At 60.4% G+C, this 19848-nt stretch carries 35 protein-coding genes; 19 read left to right on the plus strand and 16 right to left on the minus strand.

The window, feature by feature from the left end; all coding sequences use genetic code 11:
• The first annotated feature begins 162 nt into the window (after positions 1-162).
• On the plus strand, positions 163-885 hold the full coding sequence (locus PCS43_RS18950; RefSeq protein WP_209907873.1) for a hypothetical protein: 723 nt from the start codon (positions 163-165) through the stop codon (positions 883-885).
• A 33-nt stretch (positions 886-918) separates the two neighbouring features.
• Here the strand turns inward: PCS43_RS18950 and PCS43_RS18955 are convergent, their stop codons facing one another.
• From PCS43_RS18955 to PCS43_RS19000, 10 genes are all read right to left on the minus strand, one after another.
• A complete protein-coding gene (locus PCS43_RS18955; RefSeq protein ID WP_007726588.1) occupies positions 919-1116 on the minus strand; it encodes a CsbD family protein in 198 nt (65 codons plus the stop codon).
• 90 nt (positions 1117-1206) lie between these two features.
• Positions 1207-1470 (minus strand): GlsB/YeaQ/YmgE family stress response membrane protein, encoded by a 264-nt coding sequence (locus PCS43_RS18960; RefSeq protein ID WP_003943661.1) that lies wholly within the window; start codon positions 1468-1470, stop codon positions 1207-1209.
• A gap of 222 nt (positions 1471-1692) precedes the next feature.
• Positions 1693-1815: a hypothetical protein gene (locus PCS43_RS18965; protein WP_270923081.1), complete on the minus strand. Its 123-nt coding sequence runs from the start codon at positions 1813-1815 to the stop codon at positions 1693-1695.
• A gap of 64 nt (positions 1816-1879) precedes the next feature.
• Complete coding sequence (locus PCS43_RS18970; protein ID WP_209907871.1) at positions 1880-2464, minus strand: hypothetical protein; 585 nt, start codon at positions 2462-2464, stop codon at positions 1880-1882.
• A complete protein-coding gene (locus PCS43_RS18975; RefSeq protein ID WP_125050418.1) occupies positions 2461-3030 on the minus strand; it encodes a DUF6286 domain-containing protein in 570 nt (189 codons plus the stop codon). Before PCS43_RS18975 ends, PCS43_RS18970 begins: the two co-directional genes overlap by 4 nt.
• Positions 3027-3419 (minus strand): Asp23/Gls24 family envelope stress response protein, encoded by a 393-nt coding sequence (locus tag PCS43_RS18980; RefSeq protein ID WP_019747452.1) that lies wholly within the window; start codon positions 3417-3419, stop codon positions 3027-3029. The genes PCS43_RS18975 and PCS43_RS18980 overlap by 4 nt, the downstream gene beginning before the upstream one ends.
• Positions 3412-3591: a hypothetical protein gene (locus PCS43_RS18985; protein ID WP_003943629.1), complete on the minus strand. Its 180-nt coding sequence runs from the start codon at positions 3589-3591 to the stop codon at positions 3412-3414. The genes PCS43_RS18980 and PCS43_RS18985 overlap by 8 nt, the downstream gene beginning before the upstream one ends.
• Before the next feature lie 38 nt (positions 3592-3629).
• Complete coding sequence (locus tag PCS43_RS18990) at positions 3630-3818, minus strand: hypothetical protein (protein ID WP_223258031.1); 189 nt, start codon at positions 3816-3818, stop codon at positions 3630-3632.
• 70 nt (positions 3819-3888) lie between these two features.
• Positions 3889-4173: a hypothetical protein gene (locus PCS43_RS18995; RefSeq protein ID WP_037131005.1), complete on the minus strand. Its 285-nt coding sequence runs from the start codon at positions 4171-4173 to the stop codon at positions 3889-3891.
• The gene (locus PCS43_RS19000; RefSeq protein WP_003943699.1) at positions 4170-4634 is read right to left on the minus strand and encodes an Asp23/Gls24 family envelope stress response protein; all 465 of its coding nucleotides are present in this window, start codon (positions 4632-4634) and stop codon (positions 4170-4172) included. Before PCS43_RS19000 ends, PCS43_RS18995 begins: the two co-directional genes overlap by 4 nt.
• Before the next feature lie 186 nt (positions 4635-4820).
• Between PCS43_RS19000 and PCS43_RS19005 the strand changes: the two genes are divergently transcribed.
• Positions 4821-5399 carry an RNA polymerase sigma factor gene (locus tag PCS43_RS19005; RefSeq protein WP_209907869.1) on the plus strand — a complete coding sequence of 193 codons (579 nt, stop codon included), beginning with the start codon at positions 4821-4823 and terminating at the stop codon, positions 5397-5399.
• Complete coding sequence (locus tag PCS43_RS19010) at positions 5396-5887, plus strand: hypothetical protein (protein ID WP_230691574.1); 492 nt, start codon at positions 5396-5398, stop codon at positions 5885-5887. Before PCS43_RS19005 ends, PCS43_RS19010 begins: the two co-directional genes overlap by 4 nt.
• 220 nt (positions 5888-6107) lie before the next feature.
• Here PCS43_RS19010 and PCS43_RS19015 read toward each other — a convergent pair whose 3' ends face one another.
• Positions 6108-6356, minus strand: coding sequence for a hypothetical protein (locus PCS43_RS19015; protein WP_007726566.1), 249 nt, complete (start codon positions 6354-6356; stop codon positions 6108-6110).
• A 166-nt stretch (positions 6357-6522) separates the two neighbouring features.
• On the opposite strand from PCS43_RS19015, the gene PCS43_RS19020 reads away from it, so the two are divergent.
• The 4 genes from PCS43_RS19020 (at position 6523) to PCS43_RS19035 (ending at position 9388) form a co-directional block, all read left to right on the plus strand.
• Positions 6523-6711 (plus strand): PI-type proteinase, encoded by a 189-nt coding sequence (locus PCS43_RS19020; RefSeq protein ID WP_136472457.1) that lies wholly within the window; start codon positions 6523-6525, stop codon positions 6709-6711.
• Between the two features lie 259 nt (positions 6712-6970).
• On the plus strand, positions 6971-7390 hold the full coding sequence (locus PCS43_RS19025) for an STAS domain-containing protein (protein WP_007726563.1): 420 nt from the start codon (positions 6971-6973) through the stop codon (positions 7388-7390).
• Positions 7387-8874 (plus strand): alpha,alpha-trehalose-phosphate synthase (UDP-forming), encoded by a 1488-nt coding sequence (locus PCS43_RS19030; protein WP_003943632.1) that lies wholly within the window; start codon positions 7387-7389, stop codon positions 8872-8874. The genes PCS43_RS19025 and PCS43_RS19030 overlap by 4 nt, the downstream gene beginning before the upstream one ends.
• A gap of 136 nt (positions 8875-9010) precedes the next feature.
• The gene (locus PCS43_RS19035) at positions 9011-9388 is read left to right on the plus strand and encodes a hypothetical protein (protein ID WP_007726560.1); all 378 of its coding nucleotides are present in this window, start codon (positions 9011-9013) and stop codon (positions 9386-9388) included.
• 24 nt (positions 9389-9412) lie between these two features.
• On the opposite strand, the gene PCS43_RS19040 is transcribed toward PCS43_RS19035, so the two are convergent.
• Positions 9413-9715 (minus strand): MerR family transcriptional regulator, encoded by a 303-nt coding sequence (locus tag PCS43_RS19040; protein ID WP_003943719.1) that lies wholly within the window; start codon positions 9713-9715, stop codon positions 9413-9415.
• A gap of 358 nt (positions 9716-10073) precedes the next feature.
• Between PCS43_RS19040 and PCS43_RS19045 the strand changes: the two genes are divergently transcribed.
• From PCS43_RS19045 to PCS43_RS19065, 5 genes are all read left to right on the plus strand, one after another.
• A complete protein-coding gene (locus tag PCS43_RS19045; RefSeq protein ID WP_003943664.1) occupies positions 10074-10232 on the plus strand; it encodes a hypothetical protein in 159 nt (52 codons plus the stop codon).
• Between the two features lie 84 nt (positions 10233-10316).
• On the plus strand, positions 10317-10862 hold the full coding sequence (locus PCS43_RS19050; RefSeq protein WP_003943731.1) for a Dps family protein: 546 nt from the start codon (positions 10317-10319) through the stop codon (positions 10860-10862).
• 73 nt (positions 10863-10935) lie between these two features.
• Positions 10936-11070 carry a hypothetical protein gene (locus PCS43_RS19055; RefSeq protein WP_270923082.1) on the plus strand — a complete coding sequence of 45 codons (135 nt, stop codon included), beginning with the start codon at positions 10936-10938 and terminating at the stop codon, positions 11068-11070.
• A gap of 48 nt (positions 11071-11118) precedes the next feature.
• Positions 11119-11790: an ANTAR domain-containing protein gene (locus PCS43_RS19060; protein ID WP_209907865.1), complete on the plus strand. Its 672-nt coding sequence runs from the start codon at positions 11119-11121 to the stop codon at positions 11788-11790.
• 185 nt (positions 11791-11975) lie between these two features.
• Complete coding sequence (locus PCS43_RS19065; RefSeq protein WP_003943622.1) at positions 11976-12293, plus strand: WhiB family transcriptional regulator; 318 nt, start codon at positions 11976-11978, stop codon at positions 12291-12293.
• Between the two features lie 9 nt (positions 12294-12302).
• On the opposite strand, the gene PCS43_RS19070 is transcribed toward PCS43_RS19065, so the two are convergent.
• Positions 12303-12740 carry a hypothetical protein gene (locus PCS43_RS19070; RefSeq protein ID WP_198035690.1) on the minus strand — a complete coding sequence of 146 codons (438 nt, stop codon included), beginning with the start codon at positions 12738-12740 and terminating at the stop codon, positions 12303-12305.
• A 237-nt stretch (positions 12741-12977) separates the two neighbouring features.
• Between PCS43_RS19070 and PCS43_RS19075 the strand changes: the two genes are divergently transcribed.
• Together PCS43_RS19075 and PCS43_RS19080 are read left to right on the plus strand one after the other, a co-directional pair.
• Positions 12978-13412, plus strand: coding sequence for an ATP-binding protein (locus PCS43_RS19075; protein ID WP_003943620.1), 435 nt, complete (start codon positions 12978-12980; stop codon positions 13410-13412).
• Entirely contained in the window at positions 13409-14191 is a 783-nt protein-coding gene (locus PCS43_RS19080) for a SigB/SigF/SigG family RNA polymerase sigma factor (RefSeq protein WP_003943639.1), read from the plus strand. Before PCS43_RS19075 ends, PCS43_RS19080 begins: the two co-directional genes overlap by 4 nt.
• 16 nt (positions 14192-14207) lie before the next feature.
• On the opposite strand, the gene PCS43_RS19085 is transcribed toward PCS43_RS19080, so the two are convergent.
• Entirely contained in the window at positions 14208-14456 is a 249-nt protein-coding gene (locus PCS43_RS19085) for a hypothetical protein (protein WP_003943680.1), read from the minus strand.
• Between the two features lie 330 nt (positions 14457-14786).
• Between PCS43_RS19085 and PCS43_RS19090 the strand changes: the two genes are divergently transcribed.
• From PCS43_RS19090 to PCS43_RS19100, 3 genes are all read left to right on the plus strand, one after another.
• A complete protein-coding gene (locus PCS43_RS19090) occupies positions 14787-15224 on the plus strand; it encodes an STAS domain-containing protein (protein ID WP_042452313.1) in 438 nt (145 codons plus the stop codon).
• Positions 15225-15310: 86 nt separating this feature from the next.
• The gene (locus tag PCS43_RS19095; protein ID WP_003943713.1) at positions 15311-16288 is read left to right on the plus strand and encodes a YihY/virulence factor BrkB family protein; all 978 of its coding nucleotides are present in this window, start codon (positions 15311-15313) and stop codon (positions 16286-16288) included.
• A 316-nt stretch (positions 16289-16604) separates the two neighbouring features.
• A complete protein-coding gene (locus tag PCS43_RS19100) occupies positions 16605-16808 on the plus strand; it encodes a cold-shock protein (RefSeq protein WP_003943666.1) in 204 nt (67 codons plus the stop codon).
• Positions 16809-16936: 128 nt separating this feature from the next.
• Here PCS43_RS19100 and PCS43_RS19105 read toward each other — a convergent pair whose 3' ends face one another.
• Positions 16937-17176, minus strand: a complete 240-nt coding sequence (locus PCS43_RS19105; RefSeq protein WP_003943717.1) for a CDGSH iron-sulfur domain-containing protein — start codon at positions 17174-17176, stop codon at positions 16937-16939.
• Here PCS43_RS19105 and PCS43_RS19110 point away from each other — a divergent pair, their 5' ends adjacent.
• Positions 17177-18226 (plus strand): iron-containing redox enzyme family protein, encoded by a 1050-nt coding sequence (locus PCS43_RS19110; RefSeq protein ID WP_209907863.1) that lies wholly within the window; start codon positions 17177-17179, stop codon positions 18224-18226.
• Here PCS43_RS19110 and PCS43_RS19115 read toward each other — a convergent pair.
• Positions 18183-18881, minus strand: coding sequence for a HemK2/MTQ2 family protein methyltransferase (locus PCS43_RS19115; RefSeq protein ID WP_042452318.1), 699 nt, complete (start codon positions 18879-18881; stop codon positions 18183-18185). The two genes, PCS43_RS19110 and PCS43_RS19115, sit on opposite strands and share 44 nt — an antisense overlap.
• A gap of 109 nt (positions 18882-18990) precedes the next feature.
• Between PCS43_RS19115 and PCS43_RS19120 the strand changes: the two genes are divergently transcribed.
• Positions 18991-19758: a GAF and ANTAR domain-containing protein gene (locus PCS43_RS19120; RefSeq protein ID WP_003943624.1), complete on the plus strand. Its 768-nt coding sequence runs from the start codon at positions 18991-18993 to the stop codon at positions 19756-19758.
• The last annotated feature ends 90 nt before the right edge of the window (positions 19759-19848 follow it).

Below are 19848 nucleotides of genomic sequence, written 5' to 3' on the forward strand. Positions count from 1 at the left end.
TAATTATCCCGCCGGGCGAGACTTTTGTTACGGCAGGTCACATGATTAGCAATCACCACCACTGGGAAGCCGAAAGACGCCACTGTAAAGCCCGTCAATACGCCTGAACGTCCGTCCAGTCCGGGCGCTTCACGGGCGGAGAATTCTCAGATAAAGGAAGCTGTGACGATCAATTCGATCATCCCCGCCGGCAAGAGCGCGATCGGAAAGCTGGTCGGTGCGCCGTTCCACTTCGCATCATCGCTGCGCATGGCCAGGGTTTTTCACCCTCACGGGATCGAACTGAATGGAACATTGAAGCCGGCCACCCCATGGTGGCCGGTATCGGAGTCGTCGACGATTACCGTCACCGCTCGAATGTCGAAAGCCCTCGGAACACCCGGAGACCTACCCGACGTACTCGGCCTGGCGCTTCGGTTGCACGATGTCGGCGCAGATGAAAACCCGTGGGACATTCTTCTCGCAACATCAGGACTTTCTACCTTCTCGAAAATGTTTCCAGCTCCGGCTTTCTCGTGGAACGGCGCGAGATACAGCACACTGGTTCCTTACTCACGCGCGGGCGGTGCCGCGGCGTGGCTGATCGTGACACCGCGCGGCGTCCATCCGGCCGGCACTTCTTTGTCTGCATTGAAAGCTGCGGTCGATCATTCCCCGCTGCACTTCTCCGTGTACCTCGCGAGGATTCAACTTCAGTTGATACCGATCGGACATCTCTGCCTCGACGAAGTCGAGGACCACCCGGATTGCCTCCAGCCGTCCTTCGATCCGATTCTGAACACACCGGCCCACATGCGCATGCTTCCGGAGTGGCTCGCAGAAACGCGCAAGTTCGCGTATCGCGGTAGCCGCAACGGCCGGGGAGGCACACAAAAGCGCGGTTGACCGGACGTGCCGATCAACCGCGCTGAAGCTCACTCAGCTTGTGAACTTGTCCTTGATATCCGAGACCTTGTCACTGACAGTGTCTCCGGCCTTCTTGACCTTCGCCTCGCCCTGATCGGCAACACCCTCGGCAGCCAGATCATCGTTGCCCGTGGCGTTTCCGAACTTTTCCTTCGCCTCGCCGATGAGATCCTCAGCGCGGTGCTTTGCCTTGTCGATGAAGTCAGACATGTATTTCTCCTTCTTGGATTCGGTCGTGCGTTCAGCCGTGGAATTCGGTCGTGGATTCAGTCGAACTCGAACTGCGTGGACAAATGCGTGTCAACGTTTTCCGGTGACTGCCTTGACCAGGAACAGCAAGATGACAGCGCCGAGGAGGCAAGTGAGGAAGCTGAAGATCCAGCCCGCGCCCTCGACATCGACCCCGAAGACTCGAAGCAGGAAACCACCGATCAGACCGCCGATCACACCGACAACGATGTTGAGGAAGATCCCCTGCTGCGCATCGGTTTTCATGATCTTACTGCCGATCCAACCCGCCAGTCCACCGATGATGATCCAGGCGATGATACCGAGAGGAAGCATTTGAACTCCTTAGAGTAAAGAGGGGCGGCGCAATGAGAGACTGCCGGTGAAGGGAGAGTTCCGAGCGATCGGCCCGCGCAACTAGACCGTGATCGCGGGTAGTGTTTGCACACAACCGGACTCTCCACCGCACGACGCGGGGGATCGTGCACTCAGTAGCAGCCACATTGTCTGCTTACCTTTCTATCAGGTGTTCACGACAGAACCAAAATGACTGGCGATTCACCGCATACGAGAAACCACACTCACCGACGCACACATGATCAGCGTCACGACGATCGCGATCGCCATCGAGGTCACGGTCGCCAGGAGCACCGTGACGCACAGTGCCACAGCAACATCCATGACTCTGTGCACGATCGGGAGGTCTACCAATACCCGGCCGTCGGGAGGCTCAAACCTCGATTGATCAGAGAGTTCTCGGCTCATCGCGTTTCGCGCTTTCCACGGCGATGTGAGTTCTGGTCGCGACGGATGGATCGCCGACCATCGACTCGACTTGATCCACCGTATCGGTGACGCGAGAAATCAACTCGGACAACATTTCCGATCCGGATACGACGCTACGTCTCAATGTCACTCGCAAATCGATCGTGCGAACTCCACGATCGAGCAACGCTTTTCCTCGGACACGCGACACTTCGTCGAAGTCCTCCAGTGATGCGCTCGCTCCTTCCGCCACTGCACCCAGATCCGCGGTGATGGAATTGTGCGAGTTCGACCCAGGGACCGTGATCTCCTTCACCCGACGCAGCGGCACATGCGCGATCAACCACCGCAACGCGAGGAGGACTAGCAGTACTCCCCCAGCTCCGACAGCCCATGGCCACCACGAGTGATCGACAAGATCTTCAGCCCACGGGATCTCGATACGCGCCGGGAAATCCTTGATCACGTCGCGATTCCACAGGATCGCTGCAACTCCCAGCGCTATCGCAAGCATCCCTACGACGCATGTCGCCATACGATCCATCGCCGTCGCCGTCCGAGTCATGACAGCGATCCCGTCTGGATACGAACCTTGATTCGCGGCGATGGTGACAGCGACCCGGCCAAGTCCCCCAGCACCGCACGGATTTCCGATTCAGCTGTCGCGGCTCCATCGGGCGTGACCGAGGCCTTCACTTCCAGCTTGCGCCGGGTCGCGTGTGACGAAGCGGATCGAACCTGGGCCAGTGACTCGACGCGAACAGACGCTATCGCCGCTACATCGGCGGGATCGATCCACGTATTCGAGACTCCGACCAAGGCATTGGCAGTCTTTCGTCGCGGTTTGAGTCCGAGGATGACGAACCACAGGCCGAGAACGACGGCTGCGATCCCCGCCGGCAACATCCAACCCTGGTACGCGAGCCCGTCCACATATGCGGCAGCACTTGGTATCCACTGCGACCCGGTGATCACGCCGGTATCCACCAGCGCGTCGCGGACGCCGACCACGCCGAGCGCAAGTAGCGCCGCGGCGATGAGGAATCCCGTGACGGCCGATCCGGGCGCCGCAAGGGGAACAGGAGCAGCAGCCCTCGAGGCAGTGGGTGGTGCGACCTTGTCGGCGGTCATCGCACTTTCCTTCCCGCGTCACGCTTGGTCGATGCCGGGAGAACGCTCACGATCGCCACGTCCACGCCGTCTACGTCCAGGCCCGATACAGACTGCAACTGGGTTGTCACGTTCTCTCGCACCGCGGTACCGATGACCGACAAGGATCCGGGCCACTCGATCGCGATGTCCACCTTGGCCCGTACCCGCTTGCCGGATACCAGCACTCGCGCCCTCGGCAATTCGCGCCCGGTCAGTTTGTCCATGCCGGCGGCGTGATGGCGCACCCCCGGGGTTCCGCGCGTCGCCTCGAGAACCAACTTCTGCGCGACTCTGTCTCGAATCGTCAGCGTTCCGCGATCGCCCGGCTCACCAAGCACAGACGACTCCGGTCGAGCTGTCTCAGCCACGTCCGCGACCCTTCAGCATCACACCGAGATCGAACTCGCCGTCACGCTGACCACCGACGAGGTATCCGATCACACCGAGAACCAGAGCGATGAGGAATCCGGTGAAACCGCCTGCAGCAGCTGCGACTCCGAGAAGTAGTCCTGCCAGTAGGCCGACAGTCGAGGTGGTCATGTGAATCCTCCGTTGTGGATGATGTTCGATGGTGCCTGTCAGATCTCGGTGTAGGTCTTTGCACCCGGAAACCGAGCGCGCACCCGCGTGTACTGGGCCCGAACGGGTTTGGCTATCTGTCGCATCGTGCCGCGCAGCGACGTGCGCACAACCACACCGATCGGGGATGCGAAGTCCCGGTCGACGCGTTCGAGTGCTCGATTGAGCGCGTCGGCAGATCCGCCCACGTCGGGGTGGTAGTTCCTGATCGCCTCTCGGCGTGCGGATCGTCGATCGGGAACTGAACCCCGAGAGTGCTCAGGCATCGTGCGCACGACCGACTACGTCTTCCACTGTCACGTTCACGGGGCCTGTAACGAGTCCTGAAACCGCTTGGCGGATACGTAAAGCCGTGTCTCGAACGGCGGCGTCGGCGAAGATGCACACATGGATGTCTGTCGACGACTCCGTCACCCGCACGCCGACGACGCGGCGGCCGGGGAGGTACGTGCCAACCTCGCCGAACATTCCGGCATGAAGCGAGGCGACCCCAGGTACCCCCGTCACAGCCGCCGCGATGGTGTCAGCGATTTCGGAACTCACTGCACGCGTGCAGTCTTGGGCTCGCCGGTTTCGTCGTCACTGCCCTCGTCGAGGTGAACGTCGTGAACCGTGATGTTCACCTCGGTCACCTCGAGTCCGGTCATCCGTTCGAGCGCCGCAATGACGTTGCGGCGAATGCCGGTGGCCAGATCGGCGAGCGATACGCCGTACTCGGCCACGATGTCGATGTCGACCGCTGCCTGCTTTTCGCCGACCTCGACCGATACTCCCTGGGAGTGGTTGACACTCGCGCCGGGGATCCGCTCGCGCAGTGCCCCGACAACCCGCGACGCTCCGCCGCCGACGTCGTACACGCCGCTCACCTCTCGCGTGGCGATGCCGGCAATCTTCGAGACAACGGTGTCGGCGATCGACGTCTTTCCTTGAGAGCTCACGAGAGCCGAGTCGTTCGATGATGCAACATCCTTCGTAGATGCTGTCGCAACCTGTGTGCTGACCATTGTCATCTCCTCCTGTTGATCGATCTACCTGTGTAGTCGTCACTCGAAGGCAAAACCGAATGCCCCAATCAGGTGACGTGCATCACTGACACTTGTTAGTTACTGTCCGTAACATTCAACGCCCCGGCCGGGCGAACAATCTTCGAACGCAGCCGAGTTTTCCGCATTTCCGCGAGAGGAGCGACTGTGGCGTTACCGCACACACAGGGGCTCACCGAAGCACCTGACGGCTTGGACACCGCAACGGTGGACGCTGCGATACTCGGCGACCGAGAAGCATTCGAGTCACTGGTCCACTACTACGGACCTACACTTCACCGCTATGCGCGTCGAATGCTCGCAGATGAAGGCGACATTCTCGAGGTAGTCCAGGACACCTTCGTGGCCGCGTGGCGCCGACTCGATTCATTTCGTGGCGAATCGTCGATGCGAACATGGCTTTTCGCGATCTGTTCCCGAAAGATCGTGGACAGCTATCGAATCAAGAGAGCGCAACCGATCGACGACAAACTGCTCGATCCTCTCGTCCCGTCTCCCGAGGCCGGCCCGTTCGACACGACCTCGAACGCCGCGTTCCTGGAGGCACTGGAAGAAGCGTTGGGTGAATTGCCTTATCGCCAGCGTGCGGCCTGGACGCTGCGAGAGGTGGAGATGCTCACGTTCGTTCAAATCGGCAAGATTCTGAGACTCACTCCGGATGCAGTGCGAGGGCATCACCATCGTGCACGGGCTAACCTGAGTGAACGAATGACGAGGTGGCGATGACTGAATCACGAACCGACGCGTTGATGGCGCACGCATCCGACGTCCTGCGGAACGCTCCCGAGCCAGGCTGGGATCGAATCAGCGACAAGGTGATCCGGGCGCTACGGTCGACCTCGGCGTCCGGTTGGCCGCTCGACGCACACGCGTCGGAAGGTCCACGTCTAGGCACGGTGTCGGTGAGCGATCACGTACTCCGCACCCACTTGGCCGCCGAGATACGTTCTCGGCACCACTGCTCGCCGAGCAGCATCGAGTTCTTCGTCGACGGCCACGAAATACGTTCACTACGTATCGAACTGGCAGCGCCATACGGAGTGGATCTGGCCGAACTGTCGGACCGGGTTCGATTCACCGTCGTCGATGTCGTTCACCTGATCCTCGGCGACATGGACCCACCCGTCTCTGCAGAGAGCGTCCACATCGCCGTAGTCGACATCGTGGATGATCTACTTGCCGAGGAGAACACCAAAACCCACTCCGAGCACTAGGTGTTTGTTCGGCAAGTGTTTGGGAACCCGGCACTCATGACCACTCCCCCACCACCGGATCCGGGCCCCGTCCCCGACCCGGGGTCGCCGACACCACCCGCGCCGGCACCACCCGGTCCGCTGAATCCCCCGCCCGTGCCACCGACTCCGACGCCACCGAACCCGTACCCCCCGGATCCGATCCCGCAGATCTGACGTCGACTGCCCCGAACTTCGGAGTTCAACCGCCGAGTTCGGCGATCATCTCGCTCAACGATTCTGCGGCAATACGTAGTTCACCTTCGTCGGGGTTGTCGGGTGAGGACGGTAGACGTTCGGCCAACTGCTCGCGAGTGACAAGCGAGATACCCTCGAGACCGAACCCTTCTTCATCGGGGACGTAGATCTCGATCTCGCCCCCGACCGCTACCAATTCCGAATGGGGGCCACTGCCCAGCAGTGCACGCAGGTGTTCGGTCGTCACGGTCATATGGTTCACGTGAAATCTCCTGCTTCGGTGACAGCTGACTTTGCCGGTATGGACTCGACGTGACGTACTGGCTCGACGCGACGCACTACCCCCTATTGAGTACCCCTCGCGGGTGAGCAGGAAACGACAAGTACATGAACAACGACTTCCCGAAGGAACGCACACCATGAGTGAACAGAATTCCACCGACCGCACGGATCAGACGGACGAGCCGCAGACCACCGGCACCGACCACGGTCCGGGAACCGGCTCCGACACCGCACCCAAGGACGTTCAGACCGATCCGTCGGGCGAACGTACGTGGGCCGACGAGGGCGGAGCCTCGAGCACCGGCCCGGCGACTGACACCGACTGATCCCGGAAGGTCTCAACCATCGGGACCAAGGTCCCGTGGGCCGACGCTCACGGGACCTTGAAATCCGTACGGATCTAACGCTTTTCACCTGGGTTTTCGCGATGCGGTAAGGTAGGCACTCAGCACGGTTGAGTACCCAGCCGTTGAAGACGAGCACGGTTCGTGCGTTGCTTCCCGTGCCGTTTCCCGGTTTCGAACGAAACCGTTTCGAACCAGACCGTTCGAACGAACCGTTTCGAGCAATCCGTCAGGAGTTTCGATGAACGAGTTTTCGAGAACTACAGATGAGCGTACGGACAGTCCCCCCACCTTCACGACGACCTGTGCCGAAAACATTCAGTCGCTCGTGGTCAGCGGCGAGATCGACGTCCGGTCCCGAGCTGATTTCGCTGCCTGCGTCGACGACCTGATCGGTGAGCGACACCCGTTCGTACTCGACTGCTCGGACGTCCAGTTCATCTCCGTCGGAGGTCTTTCCATCATCGAGACTCTGTCGGCCAAGGCACGGAGGCTCGGCGTGCCGTGGACGCTCGTCGCAGCGCACCCTGTCAGGCGTCCGCTGTCTCTTCTGAAGATGGACACCGACATCGTGTACACCGACTCGACAGCCGATGCAGTCGCGTACCTGTCCTCGACCTCCGTCCTGGACGAGACCCTGGCGGAGCCGATGTCGGCGTGAGTACCGATCTCGAAAAGCTCTCCGAATTCGTCGTCGTCGCAAACCGACTGCCGGTCGATCTCGAAACCGACGAAGACGGAAGCAAGAACTGGAAGCGAAGTCCGGGTGGGCTCGTCACTGCGCTCGAACCCATCCTGCGACAGCGGGATGGCGCCTGGGTCGGCTGGCCGGGGGTCGCGGACGAGAAGGTCGATCCGATAGTGGTTGACGGCCTTCGTCTGTTTCCCGTCGAGCTGACCTCTCAGGACCTCGCCGAGTACTACGAGGGGTTCTCCAACGACACGTTGTGGCCGCTCTACCACGACGTTCTGGTGGCTCCGACGTTCGAGCGGTCGTGGTGGCACACCTATGTCGCGGTCAACCAGCGGTTCGCCGAGGAAACCGCGCGTTGCGCCGCGGACGGAGCGACTGTCTGGGTGCAGGACTATCAGTTGCAACTTGTGCCGGCGATGCTGCGCGAGCTGCGGCCGGATCTGACGATCGGGTTCTTTCTTCATATCCCGTTCCCGCCGGTCGAGCTCTTCATGCAGCTTCCGTGGCGCAAGGAGATCGTCAGGGGAATGCTGGGCGCCGATCTGATCGGCTTCCACTTACCTGGTGGCGCAAACAATTTCCTGTTCTTGGCCCGCAAACTTCTCGGCCTCAAGACGACGACCGCGGGCGTCGGTGTTCGAAGTGCGCTCGGGCATGTGGATTTCGATTCTCGCGTCGTCAAGGTGGGCGCCTTTCCCATCTCCGTCGATTCTGCCGAACTCGAGCGCCAGTCGAAAAGCGATTCGGTCCTGCGTCGCGCGCGCGAATTGAAGGAAGAGCTGGGAAATCCCGAGAAAATCTTGCTGGGAGTCGACCGGCTGGACTACACCAAGGGTATCGACCTGCGGCTTCAAGCCTTGAAGGAACTCCTCGACGAGGACCGTCTGGATCCGGAGAAGTACACGATGGTGCAGCTCGCGACGCCCAGTCGTGAACGCGTGCAGCACTATATCGACCTGCGTAGCGTCATCGAAGAGCAGGTGGGCCGCATCAACGGTGACCACAGTCAGATCGGCCGCCCCGTCGTTCACTACCTGTATCAGCCGGTCGACCGTGAAGAACTGATCGCACTGTTCGTCGCTGCCGACGTCATGCTCGTGACGCCGATGCGAGACGGGATGAATCTGGTGGCCAAGGAGTACGTGGCCTGTCGCGGCGACCTCGGAGGTGCTCTCGTTCTCAGCGAGTTCACCGGTGCCGCAATGGAATTACGACAGTCATATCTGGTCAACCCGCACGATTTGGACGGCGTGAAGAATACGATCCTGACCGCGGTTCATCAGGATCCGAAGGAAGGCCGTCGACGTATGGCTGCGCTGCATCGACAGGTCATGACACACGATGTGCATCAGTGGGCCGAGTCGTTCCTGACTGCGCTTGCCCCACCTGGACCGCTTCCGGACGATCAGTTCCTCACGGAGCGTGAGTCGAACTTTGCGCGCAACAACTGACCCCCACGGGCTTGCGTCAGTGCGCTCGGAGACTCGAGCTAGGATTGGTTTCAGTTCATCGTCAAGCAGCGGCTGCGAACTGATCTCCTCGACATAGCCGTGCAATGCTGCATCGGCCCAGAAAGACAGGCCGACCATGCCCCTCACGATGAAGTACTCCGAAACCTACAACGACGCTCTCATTGCGCTCGCTGCCGCTACTCATCGGCCGGCCAACGTGGTGAACCTGTTCGGCGAGTACGCCATTCGTGTTGACCTCGAATACAACCGGTTCCTTCTGGCGACCAATACCGCGGCTGGACTCTCCGATCGACCCGACAACGGAGAATCATGGCTGGTGCGGTTCTTCCAATCCGAGAACACCGACACTCCGGATCGCCTCCTCGCGGAGGCGTCGCATCAATGGTTGGTCGATGCTTTGGACGCCGCGCTCGAACAGATCGCAGCGGCAGGGAACAAAATCTCCGCCGACGCGGACTTCGGCGACCCTACCCGCACCGAAACTCCATCCTGAACGGCATCGTCTCGAGCAGCACCACTAGTCCCCCTCGGCGGTCAACTGGCTGATTCGAGCCGCTAAGACTGCATTCTCGGCCTCGAGGGACAGAATCAGACGAATACCGACGAGATTGACTCCGTCGTCGATCAGCGCGGTGATTCGTCCGAGCGTATCCAGGTCGGCCTCGCTGTACCGGCGCGTACCGCCATCGGTGCGGGTTGGTGTGAGCAAGCCCCTTCGCTCGTAAAGGCGCAGCGTCTGAGGTCCTACCCCGGACAGTTCAGACATCACTGAGATCCCGTACACGCCGCGCAGCGCCCGGGTCTGGGATTCCGACGTCACTGGAACCTCCTAGTTCGGTGTCGGCTGTCTCAATCGGCGTCACCCGACCTTAGCACCATCACGCAGTGAATCTGACGCCCAGGACATAGATTCAAGCGTGTCCAGGACCACTGACAACAAGAATCGTCGAGCAGAAAAGGCATGAAATGGCAGATCAAAGCCGATTTCGACAAGATTGCACAATGCGCTTTCCTTCGCCCGCGAATCGAAGTAGCCTTGCCAATTATCTACATCGGCTGATATAGATTTTGTAGCACCTGAAAGCGCCATAACTGGAGCTCGAAGGCGCAGAACACCCAGACGTCGGAGTCGGTGGTTCAGCCGACTCCCTCACGGCACACTCTTCACCGGGAGCAAGATGACGACGATCGACATCCCGCCCACACAGGGCGAGAGCACCACCGGCATCGGAATCACTGTCGCAAGTGCGACTTTGACAACCGAAGAGGTCAAGCGCCGAATCGCGATGATGTACGGCGACCCGGTGACAGAGGAGCCAGTAGCACTCGCGCACTGAACCTGACCGACACGCGATCCGATTGACGATGGCGCGAGACCGCCCCACTGGAGGGCGCTCCCCATCAAGACGAGAGGAAAACATATGTCCGAGTTCACCGTACCGGGACTGAGCAGCGCAGACGGTTCGTCCGTCGCCGATATTCTGCAGGAACGCCTCAGCGCCTACAACGATCTTCACCTCACGCTCAAGCACGTTCACTGGAACGTCGTGGGCCCCAACTTCATCGGCGTGCACGAGATGATCGACCCCCAGGTGGAGTTGGTTCGCGGCTACGCCGACGATGTGGCCGAACGTATCGCGGCACTGGGTAACTCGCCCAAGGGCACTGCGGGAGCAATCGAGCGCGATCGAACGTGGGACGACTACTCCGTCGGCCGAGACGACGCTCGTGCGCACCTCGCTGCGCTCGACCTCGTCTACACCGGGATCATCACCGACAGTCGCACCGCAATCGACAGCGTCGGCAAGATCGATCCGATCACCGAGGACATGTTGATCGGCCAGACGGCGCAGTTGGAAAAGTTCCAGTGGTTCGTTCGTGCTCACCTCGAGAACTCGGGTGGCAGCCTCGTACACGAAGGCGCGTCCACCGAGCAGGATGCCGCAAATGAGGCGCGTCAGAACTGACGCACCGTCCGCGGTTTCGGCCGATCGGGGGTCGGCCGAAACCGCACTCCCCACAACAGGAAAGGGCAAGAGCATGTCTGCGGACTCGCGCGGCACGTCGACACAAACACGTCGCGAGTATCAGATATTCGTGTTGCAGCAGCGTTTGTTGTTCGGATCGATCGTGGCAGGCACCGCCCTTGGAGTTCTCGCGATCAACTACTTCTGAAATATCAGGGGCCGCAACCGTCGAAGACAGGACAGAAACGACACAATCATGAGTTCGAGCACTCTCCGCTCGATCGTTCGTAGCGATCGATTTGCGGCAAGCAGTTCTTCTCTTCTGCTCGTGGACAGCGATTTTCGTATCCAGGGCGCAAACGACGAATACCTTGCCGTATCCGGTCGCAGCCTCGATCAATTGCACGGAGTGGAAGTGTTCGAAGCCTTCCCCGACAATCCCGACGACTCGTTTGCCGATGGAATCTTCTCGTTGACAACGTCATTCGAGCGCACGATGCACTCCCGAACTCGGGACGCACTGCCGACTCAGCGTTACGACGTGCGCGACGAGCGCGGGAGCGGGATGTTTGTCACCCGCTATTGGAATACGGTGAATTCCGCCGTCACCGATGATGACGGCAGGGTCATCGGTGTGCTTCATCGTGTATACGAGGTTCAACGACCGCTGGCTCAGCAGTCCAGTTCGGCGTCAGACGTCCTCACCCGCCTTCGCGCGGAAAATGACGAACTGAGAAGAGCTTTGGATTCTCGGCCCTTGATCGAGCAGGCCAAGGGATTACTGATGGCCGAGCGTGAGTGCTCGGCCGACCAAGCCTTCGACTTTCTGGTCCAGATGTCGCAGGAATGGAACGTCAAGGTGCGCGACATCGCCGGTGGTCTTGTCGCCGCAGCAGAACGACGTGCCGTGGATCGAAAGAATTCCTGACGACCGGGATTCAAAAGTTGTACGGCTGGGTAATGACCGACCAGAGGTACCCCCGAAATCTTCCCCCTCGAGGGAGGAGCCTCGAAGGTCCCGCCGGTTCAGGCCGGCGGGACCGAGCTTTGCCTTAACACCCGACCTGGATCCGCGATCCGAGTCGAGTTCGTCACGCAGCGAAGGGAACGTCCATGTTCATGCGCTCCTACACATCTCCCAGGCCCCTTGCCGACGAGTGGGATTGGCAACTGTCCGGCACCTGCCGCGACACCGACCCCGCTCTGTTCTACGACGATACGAACGAGCGCGGCTCCAGGCGAGCGAAGCGCGAGAGTTCGGCGAAGCTGGTGTGCGCCAGATGCCCTGTCGTGCAGAGATGCCTGGTGCACGCCATCCAGACCGGGGAACCCCACGGTATCTGGGGCGGCATGACGGCGACCGAGCGAGAATCGCTGCGCAAAGCTCGAACTGAACCACTGATCAGTGCCGCGACGAGCTCACGAGAGTAGGTAGGAACCTCAGGGCCTGGCCTCGTGGTGCCGCAAACCGTGCGTGCGGCGTCGCTCCTTCATCTCGGCTTCGAAGAGGTGCGGCACTCCGCCTGCCAGCTTGTCGCGCACCACTTTCTCGCATCCACGAAAAAACGACCAGTAGTTCTCGTCGAACTCTTCGACCAACTGGAAAGTCCAGCGCCCCTCGACCACGTTCCGGCCGATCAACTCGCCCTCGACCTGATCGGCCAGGTCGTCGTTGCCGCTGGATCGCAGTAGCTCGACGACCTCGTCGAGCATCAGATCGGCATGCCCTATCAGCTGATGGAAGTCGTACAGAGCACCGCGTGCCCGTTCCACCGTTTCAAGGGCGTTCGACAGCACTCCTGCCGCCTTCACCTCGTCATCAGTGACACCTTCCGGTCGTATGTGTACGGGGATCTGTCTGTCCGAATGGGTGTCCATGAAGCGGCTGTACCCGAACGACGCGAAAATGAAAGATGAGGATTCGGTACGTCCGCACCACAGGTGATGTGTCTCACAATTCATCCTCTAGTTCGGGTAAAGAGGGTTAGTTCGCCGGGCGAAGGGTAATCCAAGGCCATGAATACTTCCGGGGTAGAGATGGCTGGCACGCACGGCCGGTACCGGTCCTTGCCTCGGTCCGCCGGAATCACGCCACATCTACCTACAGGAAGCCCCTTGATCCCTCTGTCGAGTCCGACCGAAACCGAACTAACTCACGACTCCATCGCCTCGCTCCGCGTCCGCGCGTCGTACTCTCAACTTCCCACTCTGCGCGGAATCACCCGAACGGTTGCCAACAACACCGGACTCGATGTCGACGGAACAGCCGATCTTGCTCTGGCGATGGACGAAGTCGCGAGCATCCTCATCGGCCACGCGATACCGTCCAGCGACCTGACCTGCCGATTCGACACCGTCGGCCGCACACTTCGGACCGTCGTGTCCGTGATCGCGCACTCCGAGATACCCGACAAGTCGCACAGCTTCGGATGGTTCGTTCTCGAAGCGCTGGTCGATTCCGTCCGCTTGGAACAGTCGGAAATCGACGCGGACGGTCACATCACCCTGACGATGACGCTTGAAAAGGGCTTGCCCCAGGAGCGTGCGTGACCGCTGTCCCACCGGACAAGAAGGACCAGTACGAAACAGCTGTCGAACTGTTCGTCTCGATGGCCTCGCTTCCGCCGAATGATCCCAGCCGAGAAAAGATCACCACCTCGATCATCGAACTGTGCCTACCCCTGGCCACACACGTCGCTCGCCGATACCAGGGGCGTGGCCAGCCTTTCGAGGACTTGGAGCAAGTTGCTCGCGTCGGGCTCATACAGGCCGTGCAGCGATTCGACGTCGACAAAGGATCGGATTTCCTGTCGTTCGCCGTCCCGACCGTCATGGGTGAGGTACGCAAGCATTTTCGCGATCACGGCTGGTCCGTGCGAGTGCCTCGTAGCCTTCAGGAACGGCACCTTGCCCTCAACCGGGCGCTCACGACTTTGTCCCAGACGCTCGGCCGTGCACCGACAGTCGCGGAACTCGCCAAGGAACTCGACATCGAACCGGACGAGGTCGAACAAGGTTTGACCGCCGGTAATTCGTACCGAACCACACCGCTCGACACCGCTTCCGCCGGCGACGGGAGTGGTCTGACTCTGATAGACACTTTGGGACAGTACGACGAAGCGATCAGTCGGATCGACAATCACGAAACCCTGCGGCCCGCGCTCCTGGCACTACCGGAGCGCGAGCGCACGATCGTCGTTCTCAGATTCTTCGGCCATCTCACCCAATCCCAGATTGCCGAAAAGGTCGGCATCTCTCAGATGCATGTATCCAGAATCCTCACTCAGTCACTGAAGCAGCTACGCACCGAGATGGGTGAAATCTTCTGAAGGTACGTCTCGAGGATCAGATGTATTCCTGCGCAAGACGTTCCAGCTCGTCTCGATCGATGAGACCGGGCTGGCCGATGTCGAGGGCCTCGAGATACTTGTTGGCGAGGCGGTAATCGTGCCCCCACCGGCCGTGCTCGCCGTCCTGCTCGGTGCGCTGCACACTGGAACCGGGCGGAACCTCGTCCCGCAAACCGTTGGTCTCCGCGCCGATCAGTGTGTCGAGCTTGGTCGAGATGGCCGTGAGTGCATCGCGGTCGTTCATCTGATTCCCTTCGTCCGGTGACGCTGATCTTCCACCATACCGAAGCGTCGAGCCAAAAACATTGCACCGCTTAATATTCGACCTCTCACCTGGACCGATTCACGCCCTCGAGCTACACTGAACGGTACCGAGGTTGAGAATACAGCCGGGGTTGAAGCCACTGGCGCTCGGTTCGCATCAAGGCTCTGGATCAGGTGAGTATTTCCTGCGCACATCTGTACTGTTCATTTCCATTGAGCTCTAAAGCTTTCCACGCCTGGACGCATTCACTTTCCGCGCCGCCAGATCGGTCGTCAGCCTTTCGATGAAAGCACACAGACCGGATCTGCCATGAATCTGAATGAACTCGACCACACACCGATCGATTCCATCGATCCCTCAACACAATTGGGGCCGATCGTGGAAACGCATGGTTTCGCGGCCTGGCGGATAGCGCCCTCGACAGTCCTGATCCGGGTCGACGTCGACCTCGACAAACTCTCCGCCCCAGAACTACGAGAACTTCTCAACTCGTACGCTGCGGAGTGGCCTCGCGTCATTCTGGACTTGTCCAACTCACTGTTCGTCGGTGCGGTCTGCCTCGAACTGTTCGCCGAGCTGAACTCCCGTTCGCGAGCCAACGACTTCCAGTGGGCCGCGATCGGGTCACACCCGCTTCGACGCTTGCTTCGCGCGGCGCGGGCGGAAGAGGAATTCCCGGTCACCAACTCTGTCGAGGGAGCAATGCGCGCGCTCGACGAAGCAGAGAAGTCACTCGAAGCCTCCTGACGCCACGGCTGCCCCGGCGTCGAGCGCCAGGCGCTCGCAGCGACTAAGGTTCGTCGGGCTGTCCGACGAGCTGAGAGAGACCGAGAATGACAATCGCCAAGCGCCTCGATGCCTTGCAACAGAAGCATCCGGCCCTGGGGTTCCCGATAGCGGTCCTCTACAAGTTCCTCGACGATCAAGGTGTTTATCTAGCCGCGCTGATCGCTTACTACGGCTTCGTCTCGCTCTTTCCTCTTCTTCTGTTGCTCTCGACCATTCTCGGCTTCGTGCTGTCGGGCAACCCTGAGCTTCAGCAACAGATCTTGGACTCCGCGCTGCATCAGTTTCCGGTGATCGGTGACGACCTGGGCAATGCGCAACAGATCGGCGGCGGTGTCACGGGTCTGGTGATCGGAATCGTCGGTGGTCTCTACGGTGGCCTCGGTGTCGCTCTGGCTTGCCAGAACGCGATGAACACGGTGTGGTCGGTGCCCCGAAACATGCGACCGGATCCCATCCGCGGGCGTCTCCAAGGGCTACTACTCCTCGGCACGATCGGTCTCGCGATCTTGGGGACCACCGCTGTCTCCAACATCGGCGGTGCGCTTCATCTGGGCGGTTCGTTCAGCTTCCTGCTGACCCTTGCGGTAGTCGTCTTGAATGCGGGCATCTTCATCGTCGCTTTCCGGCTCACCTGCGCCCGCCCGCTCTCGGTAGCCGATGTGGCACCTGGAGCGATCGCCGCTGCTGTTCTCTGGCAAGCACTTCAGTCCTTCGGTGCCCTCTATGTGACCTCTGTGGTGCGGGGTGCCTCTACCACCAATGGCGTCTTTGCCATCGTTCTGGGTTTGTTGGCCTTCTTGTTCCTCGCTGCAGCCTCGATCGTCATGTGTGCGGAAATCAACGTCGTGCGAGTCGACAAACTCCATCCGCGGGCGTTGTTGGCTCCGTTCACCGACAACACCGAACTCATCGAAGGCGATCGGCGCACCTTCGCCGATCAAGCAAAAGCACAACGCGCGGTTCCCCACGAGAACATCCATGTGACGTTCGACGGGCACACCAAACCCGACGATTCGGACTGATCTCGACCCCGATCGAGTTGGGTATTTGGTCCCCTCCTCGGTATCGGGGTGGCATTCTGCGCCGCGAATCCAGATTTAACACAGGTGTTGTCATTTCACGCTGCATCGAAGGGACGAATACATCACAGCAGGTGAACGCGCATAGTTGAACAATCACCTGCTTCCGACGTGGTCCCGGAACGGGACAAAGCCGTCAAATACTGCAACTCGCCATGCATGTAATTGGAGACAGAAAAAGAAGAGCATGGCAGGATCAGGTGTGAGACCGGACTCTCGATGGGAGGGCTCGGCTCGATGGATCCAGGAGAATTTGGTTATGGCTCAGGGCAGTGTCAAGTGGTTCAACGGTGAAAAGGGCTTCGGATTCATCGAGCAGGAAGGTGGCGGACCGGATGTGTTCGTTCACTACTCGGAGATCCAGGGCAGCGGCTACAAGTCCCTCGACGAGGGCCAGAAGGTCGAGTTCGAGATCGGACAGGGCCAGAAGGGCCCCCAGGCTCAGAACGTTCGCGCCATCTGAGTTCGATCCCAGTCTGACTTCAGACTGAAAAGGCTGGACGCTGCACCGCATGGTGCCGGCATCCAGCCTTTTCTTGGTTTCCGGATCGTCTTGGTTCACGGGTCGGGCTTGTTCCGAATTGGCACCGGTTACGTCGCTCTCGCCCGCTTCTTCTTGTGGGAGCTGTCGCAGAACGGCGCGATGCCGGTCCGCCCACATCGACACAATGCAACCGTAGAGCGCTTGTTCTCTATCGGAGTGCCGTCGTCACGGAGCAACTCGAAGTCACCACGCACCAGCAGCGGGCCGTCCGTGCAGGCGGTTATGGTGGTGTTGTTACCGGGAACACTCGGTGTTTCGGCAGATGACGATTCGGGAAACGCGGTCATATGTCCTCTTCAGTTCTCGATTCGGCCACTGGTGTGCCCACTTCCATGCCTGTTCCACAGGCCCGCGGCCCACTGAGCGCCACTCTCGTTTCCATTCTGCGCTCCTCGGCCGATCCGAGGGAGATCACGGCTGCCGCTGACGCGTACGAGGATGCACAGTCCACCGACCTCACCTACGACATTCTTCGTGACGACGACGCTCAGCTGACCCTGACGCTCCTCTACGAGCTTCATTTGCAGGGAATCGAGAACGTCTCGGACAAATGGGAGTGGAATCCCGACCTGCTCGCGGTGCGGTCTCGGATCGAAGAGCGCTTCGAGTCCGCCATCGCGCAGCTCGTGGGGACAGTGGAGTCGTCTGGCGACGTCGTGGCCGACCTCTGGTCGATGACCGCCCCCAGTGCAGGCCCCGGTCTTGCGTCCTTCATGGCGAAGGATGCAACGATCGATCAGTTCTCGGAGGTGCTGATTCACCGTTCGCTCAATCAGCTCCGCGAGGCGGATGTGCACACCCTCGGAATTTCGCGCCTCTCCGGTGCCGTCAAGGCCGCCCTCGTCGAAGTGCAGAGCGACGAGTACGGAGGCGGCCGCGCAGAGCGAATGCATTCGCGTCTTTTTGCCGACACCATGCGGGCTGTAGGTCTTTCGGACCGCTACGGCCACTACATCGATTCTGTTCCCGCGGTAACGTTGGCGTCGTTGAATGCTCTCTCGCTCTTCGGTTTTCATCGCCGCCATCTCGGAACGCTGGTCGGGCACCTGTGCGCTGTCGAGACCACGTCTGCGCTGCCGAGCAAACGATACAGCGCAGGACTGCGCCGACTCGGATTCGGTTCGGACGCGACACTGTTCTACGACGAGCACGTGGAAGCGGATTCCGTTCACGAACAGATCGCCGTTCGGGAACTTGCCGGCGGTCTCGCCTCTTCGCAGCCGCACCGCACTGATGACATCTTGTTCGGCGCCGCAGCGTGCCTGGCGTTCGACGATCTTCTCGGCGATCACCTCACATCGAGTTGGGAGAAGGGCAAGACTTCGTTGCGCGAATGATCACGAGTTGTTCGATTTCCTGACCGGTGGTGATCAACCCTCGTGCCTCGAGCATGGTGCGCCTCTCGCGCATCACGGGCCCGAAGGGAACGTACTTCCGGGCTGAAATCTCTACGGCCATACCGTGTTCTTCGAGTATCGCCTCGGTCTTGTCGACCCCACACAGCACCGATTGCAAGAGAAGCAGTGTGCCGCCCGGGACGAGCACCTCGTGAACGGTGGCTGCGATCCTGTCGATGAGGGCGCGTCCGTCCTTGCCTGCGTCCCAAGCACGTTCGATTCCAGCGGTAGGGAGATCATCTGCAAGAGCAGGGACGTACGGCGGGTTGGAGATCACCAGATCGAAGAGTTCGCCGTGCACCGCCTCGGTGAGGTCGCCACGACGGGAGTCGATCGAGGTTCCGTTGAGGATCCCGTTAAGACGAGCATTGGCACACGCTCGGCGAGATATGTCGACCCCGACGACGTGGCCTGCGCCTGCCGCGGATGCCGCGACAGCGAGGGCGCCGGTCCCCGTGCACAGATCCAGCACCCGACTGCGAGCGGTGAGGCGCTCGAACAGCAGCGCATCCGCCAGTAACGACGTGTCGTGTTGCGGTGGATACACACCAGGTAAACGCAGGATCATCATCGGCTCCTCTTTTTCAGGCGACATCGCACATCGCTGCGTGCGGCTACCCAGGAACCTCGGATTTCATGCAACATCGAAGCAAAGACCGCCTGGAACGGTTACATCGCCGCAATTTGCGGAGTAGACCTGAATCATGACAGGCAATGCGGACACCCCACAGGGAGCCGCGGCGTTTGCTTCCGCAGCAGATTCGCTCGACACCCTCGCCGAAGCGATTGCCGGACTCCGGTCCACTCTGAACACGGACGCGCATCTCGACTCCATGCTCCAACGTCTGGCCGAGACGGCGGTCAAAGCGCTGCCGGATGCCGATGCTGTCAGCGTGACGGTGCTGTCCGCCGATGGCCCACGAACTGCTGCATCTACCGCGGACTACCTTTCCGCGATAGACGATGCCCAGCATTCCGCCGATCGTGGTCCGTGCGTTGACGCCGCGCGCACCATGTCGTCGGTTCGGTCGAAGGTGGGTGATCACGACGACAAATGGCCGGAATTCACCGCCGAGGCCCGGAAACAAGGTGTCCGGTCCTACTTGTCCGTGCCGCTCACCATGGGCGAAGGAAGCACCGAACTTCTCGGCGCGTTCAACGTCTACGGATTCGCCTCGACAGAGTTCAAGCCCTTCGACGAAGAGTTGATGAAATTGTTCACCGCCGGTGCGGGCGCGGCGATCGCAGATTCACGACGCTGGCGTCAGGCACACGAGCACATCGAACAGTTGCACTGCGCCATGGAATCTCGTGCCGAGATCGAACAAGCCAAGGGCGTGCTGATCGCCATCCACGGCATCGACGCCGACGAAGCATTCAGCCGGCTCGTTCAGCAATCGCAGCACACCAACGTGAAACTGCACGAGGTGGCCCGGATGCTCGTCGATTCGGTGCGCCACCGCCGGTTCTGAAGATTCTTCGGTGCAAAACCCCGTTTTGCACCCGAAAGCACAGTCGCAAAACCCCGTCTTGTACCCCGCCGGCACATCTCTCAAACGTAT

Origin of the sequence: Rhodococcus sp. C-2 (assembly GCF_027854095.1) — a bacterium.
In the GTDB taxonomy this organism is placed as follows: domain Bacteria; phylum Actinomycetota; class Actinomycetes; order Mycobacteriales; family Mycobacteriaceae; genus Rhodococcus_F; species Rhodococcus_F qingshengii.

Bases quoted from the DNA above. Each gene is read 5' to 3' on its own strand.
- PCS43_RS19015 (WP_007726566.1), bottom strand. From the start codon at position 6,356: ATGACCGTGACGACCGAACACCTGCGTGCACTGCTGGGCAGTGGCCCC.
- PCS43_RS19100 (WP_003943666.1), top strand. From the start codon at position 16,605: ATGGCTCAGGGCAGTGTCAAGTGGTTCAACGGTGAAAAGGGCTTCGGA.
- PCS43_RS19000 (WP_003943699.1), bottom strand. From the start codon at position 4,634: ATGGTCAGCACACAGGTTGCGACAGCATCTACGAAGGATGTTGCATCA.
- PCS43_RS19090 (WP_042452313.1), top strand. From the start codon at position 14,787: ATGAATCTGAATGAACTCGACCACACACCGATCGATTCCATCGATCCC.
- PCS43_RS18965 (WP_270923081.1), bottom strand. From the start codon at position 1,815: ATGGATGTTGCTGTGGCACTGTGCGTCACGGTGCTCCTGGCGACCGTG.
- PCS43_RS18985 (WP_003943629.1), bottom strand. From the start codon at position 3,591: ATGACCACCTCGACTGTCGGCCTACTGGCAGGACTACTTCTCGGAGTC.
- PCS43_RS19010 (WP_230691574.1), top strand. From the start codon at position 5,396: ATGACTGAATCACGAACCGACGCGTTGATGGCGCACGCATCCGACGTC.
- PCS43_RS19120 (WP_003943624.1), top strand. From the start codon at position 18,991: ATGACAGGCAATGCGGACACCCCACAGGGAGCCGCGGCGTTTGCTTCC.
- PCS43_RS18960 (WP_003943661.1), bottom strand. From the start codon at position 1,470: ATGCTTCCTCTCGGTATCATCGCCTGGATCATCATCGGTGGACTGGCG.
- PCS43_RS19025 (WP_007726563.1), top strand. From the start codon at position 6,971: ATGAACGAGTTTTCGAGAACTACAGATGAGCGTACGGACAGTCCCCCC.
- PCS43_RS19060 (WP_209907865.1), top strand. From the start codon at position 11,119: ATGAGTTCGAGCACTCTCCGCTCGATCGTTCGTAGCGATCGATTTGCG.
- PCS43_RS19055 (WP_270923082.1), top strand. From the start codon at position 10,936: ATGTCTGCGGACTCGCGCGGCACGTCGACACAAACACGTCGCGAGTAT.
- PCS43_RS19095 (WP_003943713.1), top strand. From the start codon at position 15,311: ATGACAATCGCCAAGCGCCTCGATGCCTTGCAACAGAAGCATCCGGCC.
- PCS43_RS18955 (WP_007726588.1), bottom strand. From the start codon at position 1,116: ATGTCTGACTTCATCGACAAGGCAAAGCACCGCGCTGAGGATCTCATC.
- PCS43_RS18975 (WP_125050418.1), bottom strand. From the start codon at position 3,030: ATGACCGCCGACAAGGTCGCACCACCCACTGCCTCGAGGGCTGCTGCT.
- PCS43_RS19115 (WP_042452318.1), bottom strand. From the start codon at position 18,881: ATGTCGCCTGAAAAAGAGGAGCCGATGATGATCCTGCGTTTACCTGGT.
- PCS43_RS19070 (WP_198035690.1), bottom strand. From the start codon at position 12,740: ATGGACACCCATTCGGACAGACAGATCCCCGTACACATACGACCGGAA.
- PCS43_RS19105 (WP_003943717.1), bottom strand. From the start codon at position 17,176: ATGACCGCGTTTCCCGAATCGTCATCTGCCGAAACACCGAGTGTTCCC.
- PCS43_RS19045 (WP_003943664.1), top strand. From the start codon at position 10,074: ATGACGACGATCGACATCCCGCCCACACAGGGCGAGAGCACCACCGGC.
- PCS43_RS19035 (WP_007726560.1), top strand. From the start codon at position 9,011: ATGCCCCTCACGATGAAGTACTCCGAAACCTACAACGACGCTCTCATT.
- PCS43_RS19085 (WP_003943680.1), bottom strand. From the start codon at position 14,456: ATGAACGACCGCGATGCACTCACGGCCATCTCGACCAAGCTCGACACA.
- PCS43_RS19020 (WP_136472457.1), top strand. From the start codon at position 6,523: ATGAGTGAACAGAATTCCACCGACCGCACGGATCAGACGGACGAGCCG.
- PCS43_RS19065 (WP_003943622.1), top strand. From the start codon at position 11,976: ATGTTCATGCGCTCCTACACATCTCCCAGGCCCCTTGCCGACGAGTGG.
- PCS43_RS19050 (WP_003943731.1), top strand. From the start codon at position 10,317: ATGTCCGAGTTCACCGTACCGGGACTGAGCAGCGCAGACGGTTCGTCC.
- PCS43_RS19110 (WP_209907863.1), top strand. From the start codon at position 17,177: ATGTCCTCTTCAGTTCTCGATTCGGCCACTGGTGTGCCCACTTCCATG.
- PCS43_RS18970 (WP_209907871.1), bottom strand. From the start codon at position 2,464: ATGACTCGGACGGCGACGGCGATGGATCGTATGGCGACATGCGTCGTA.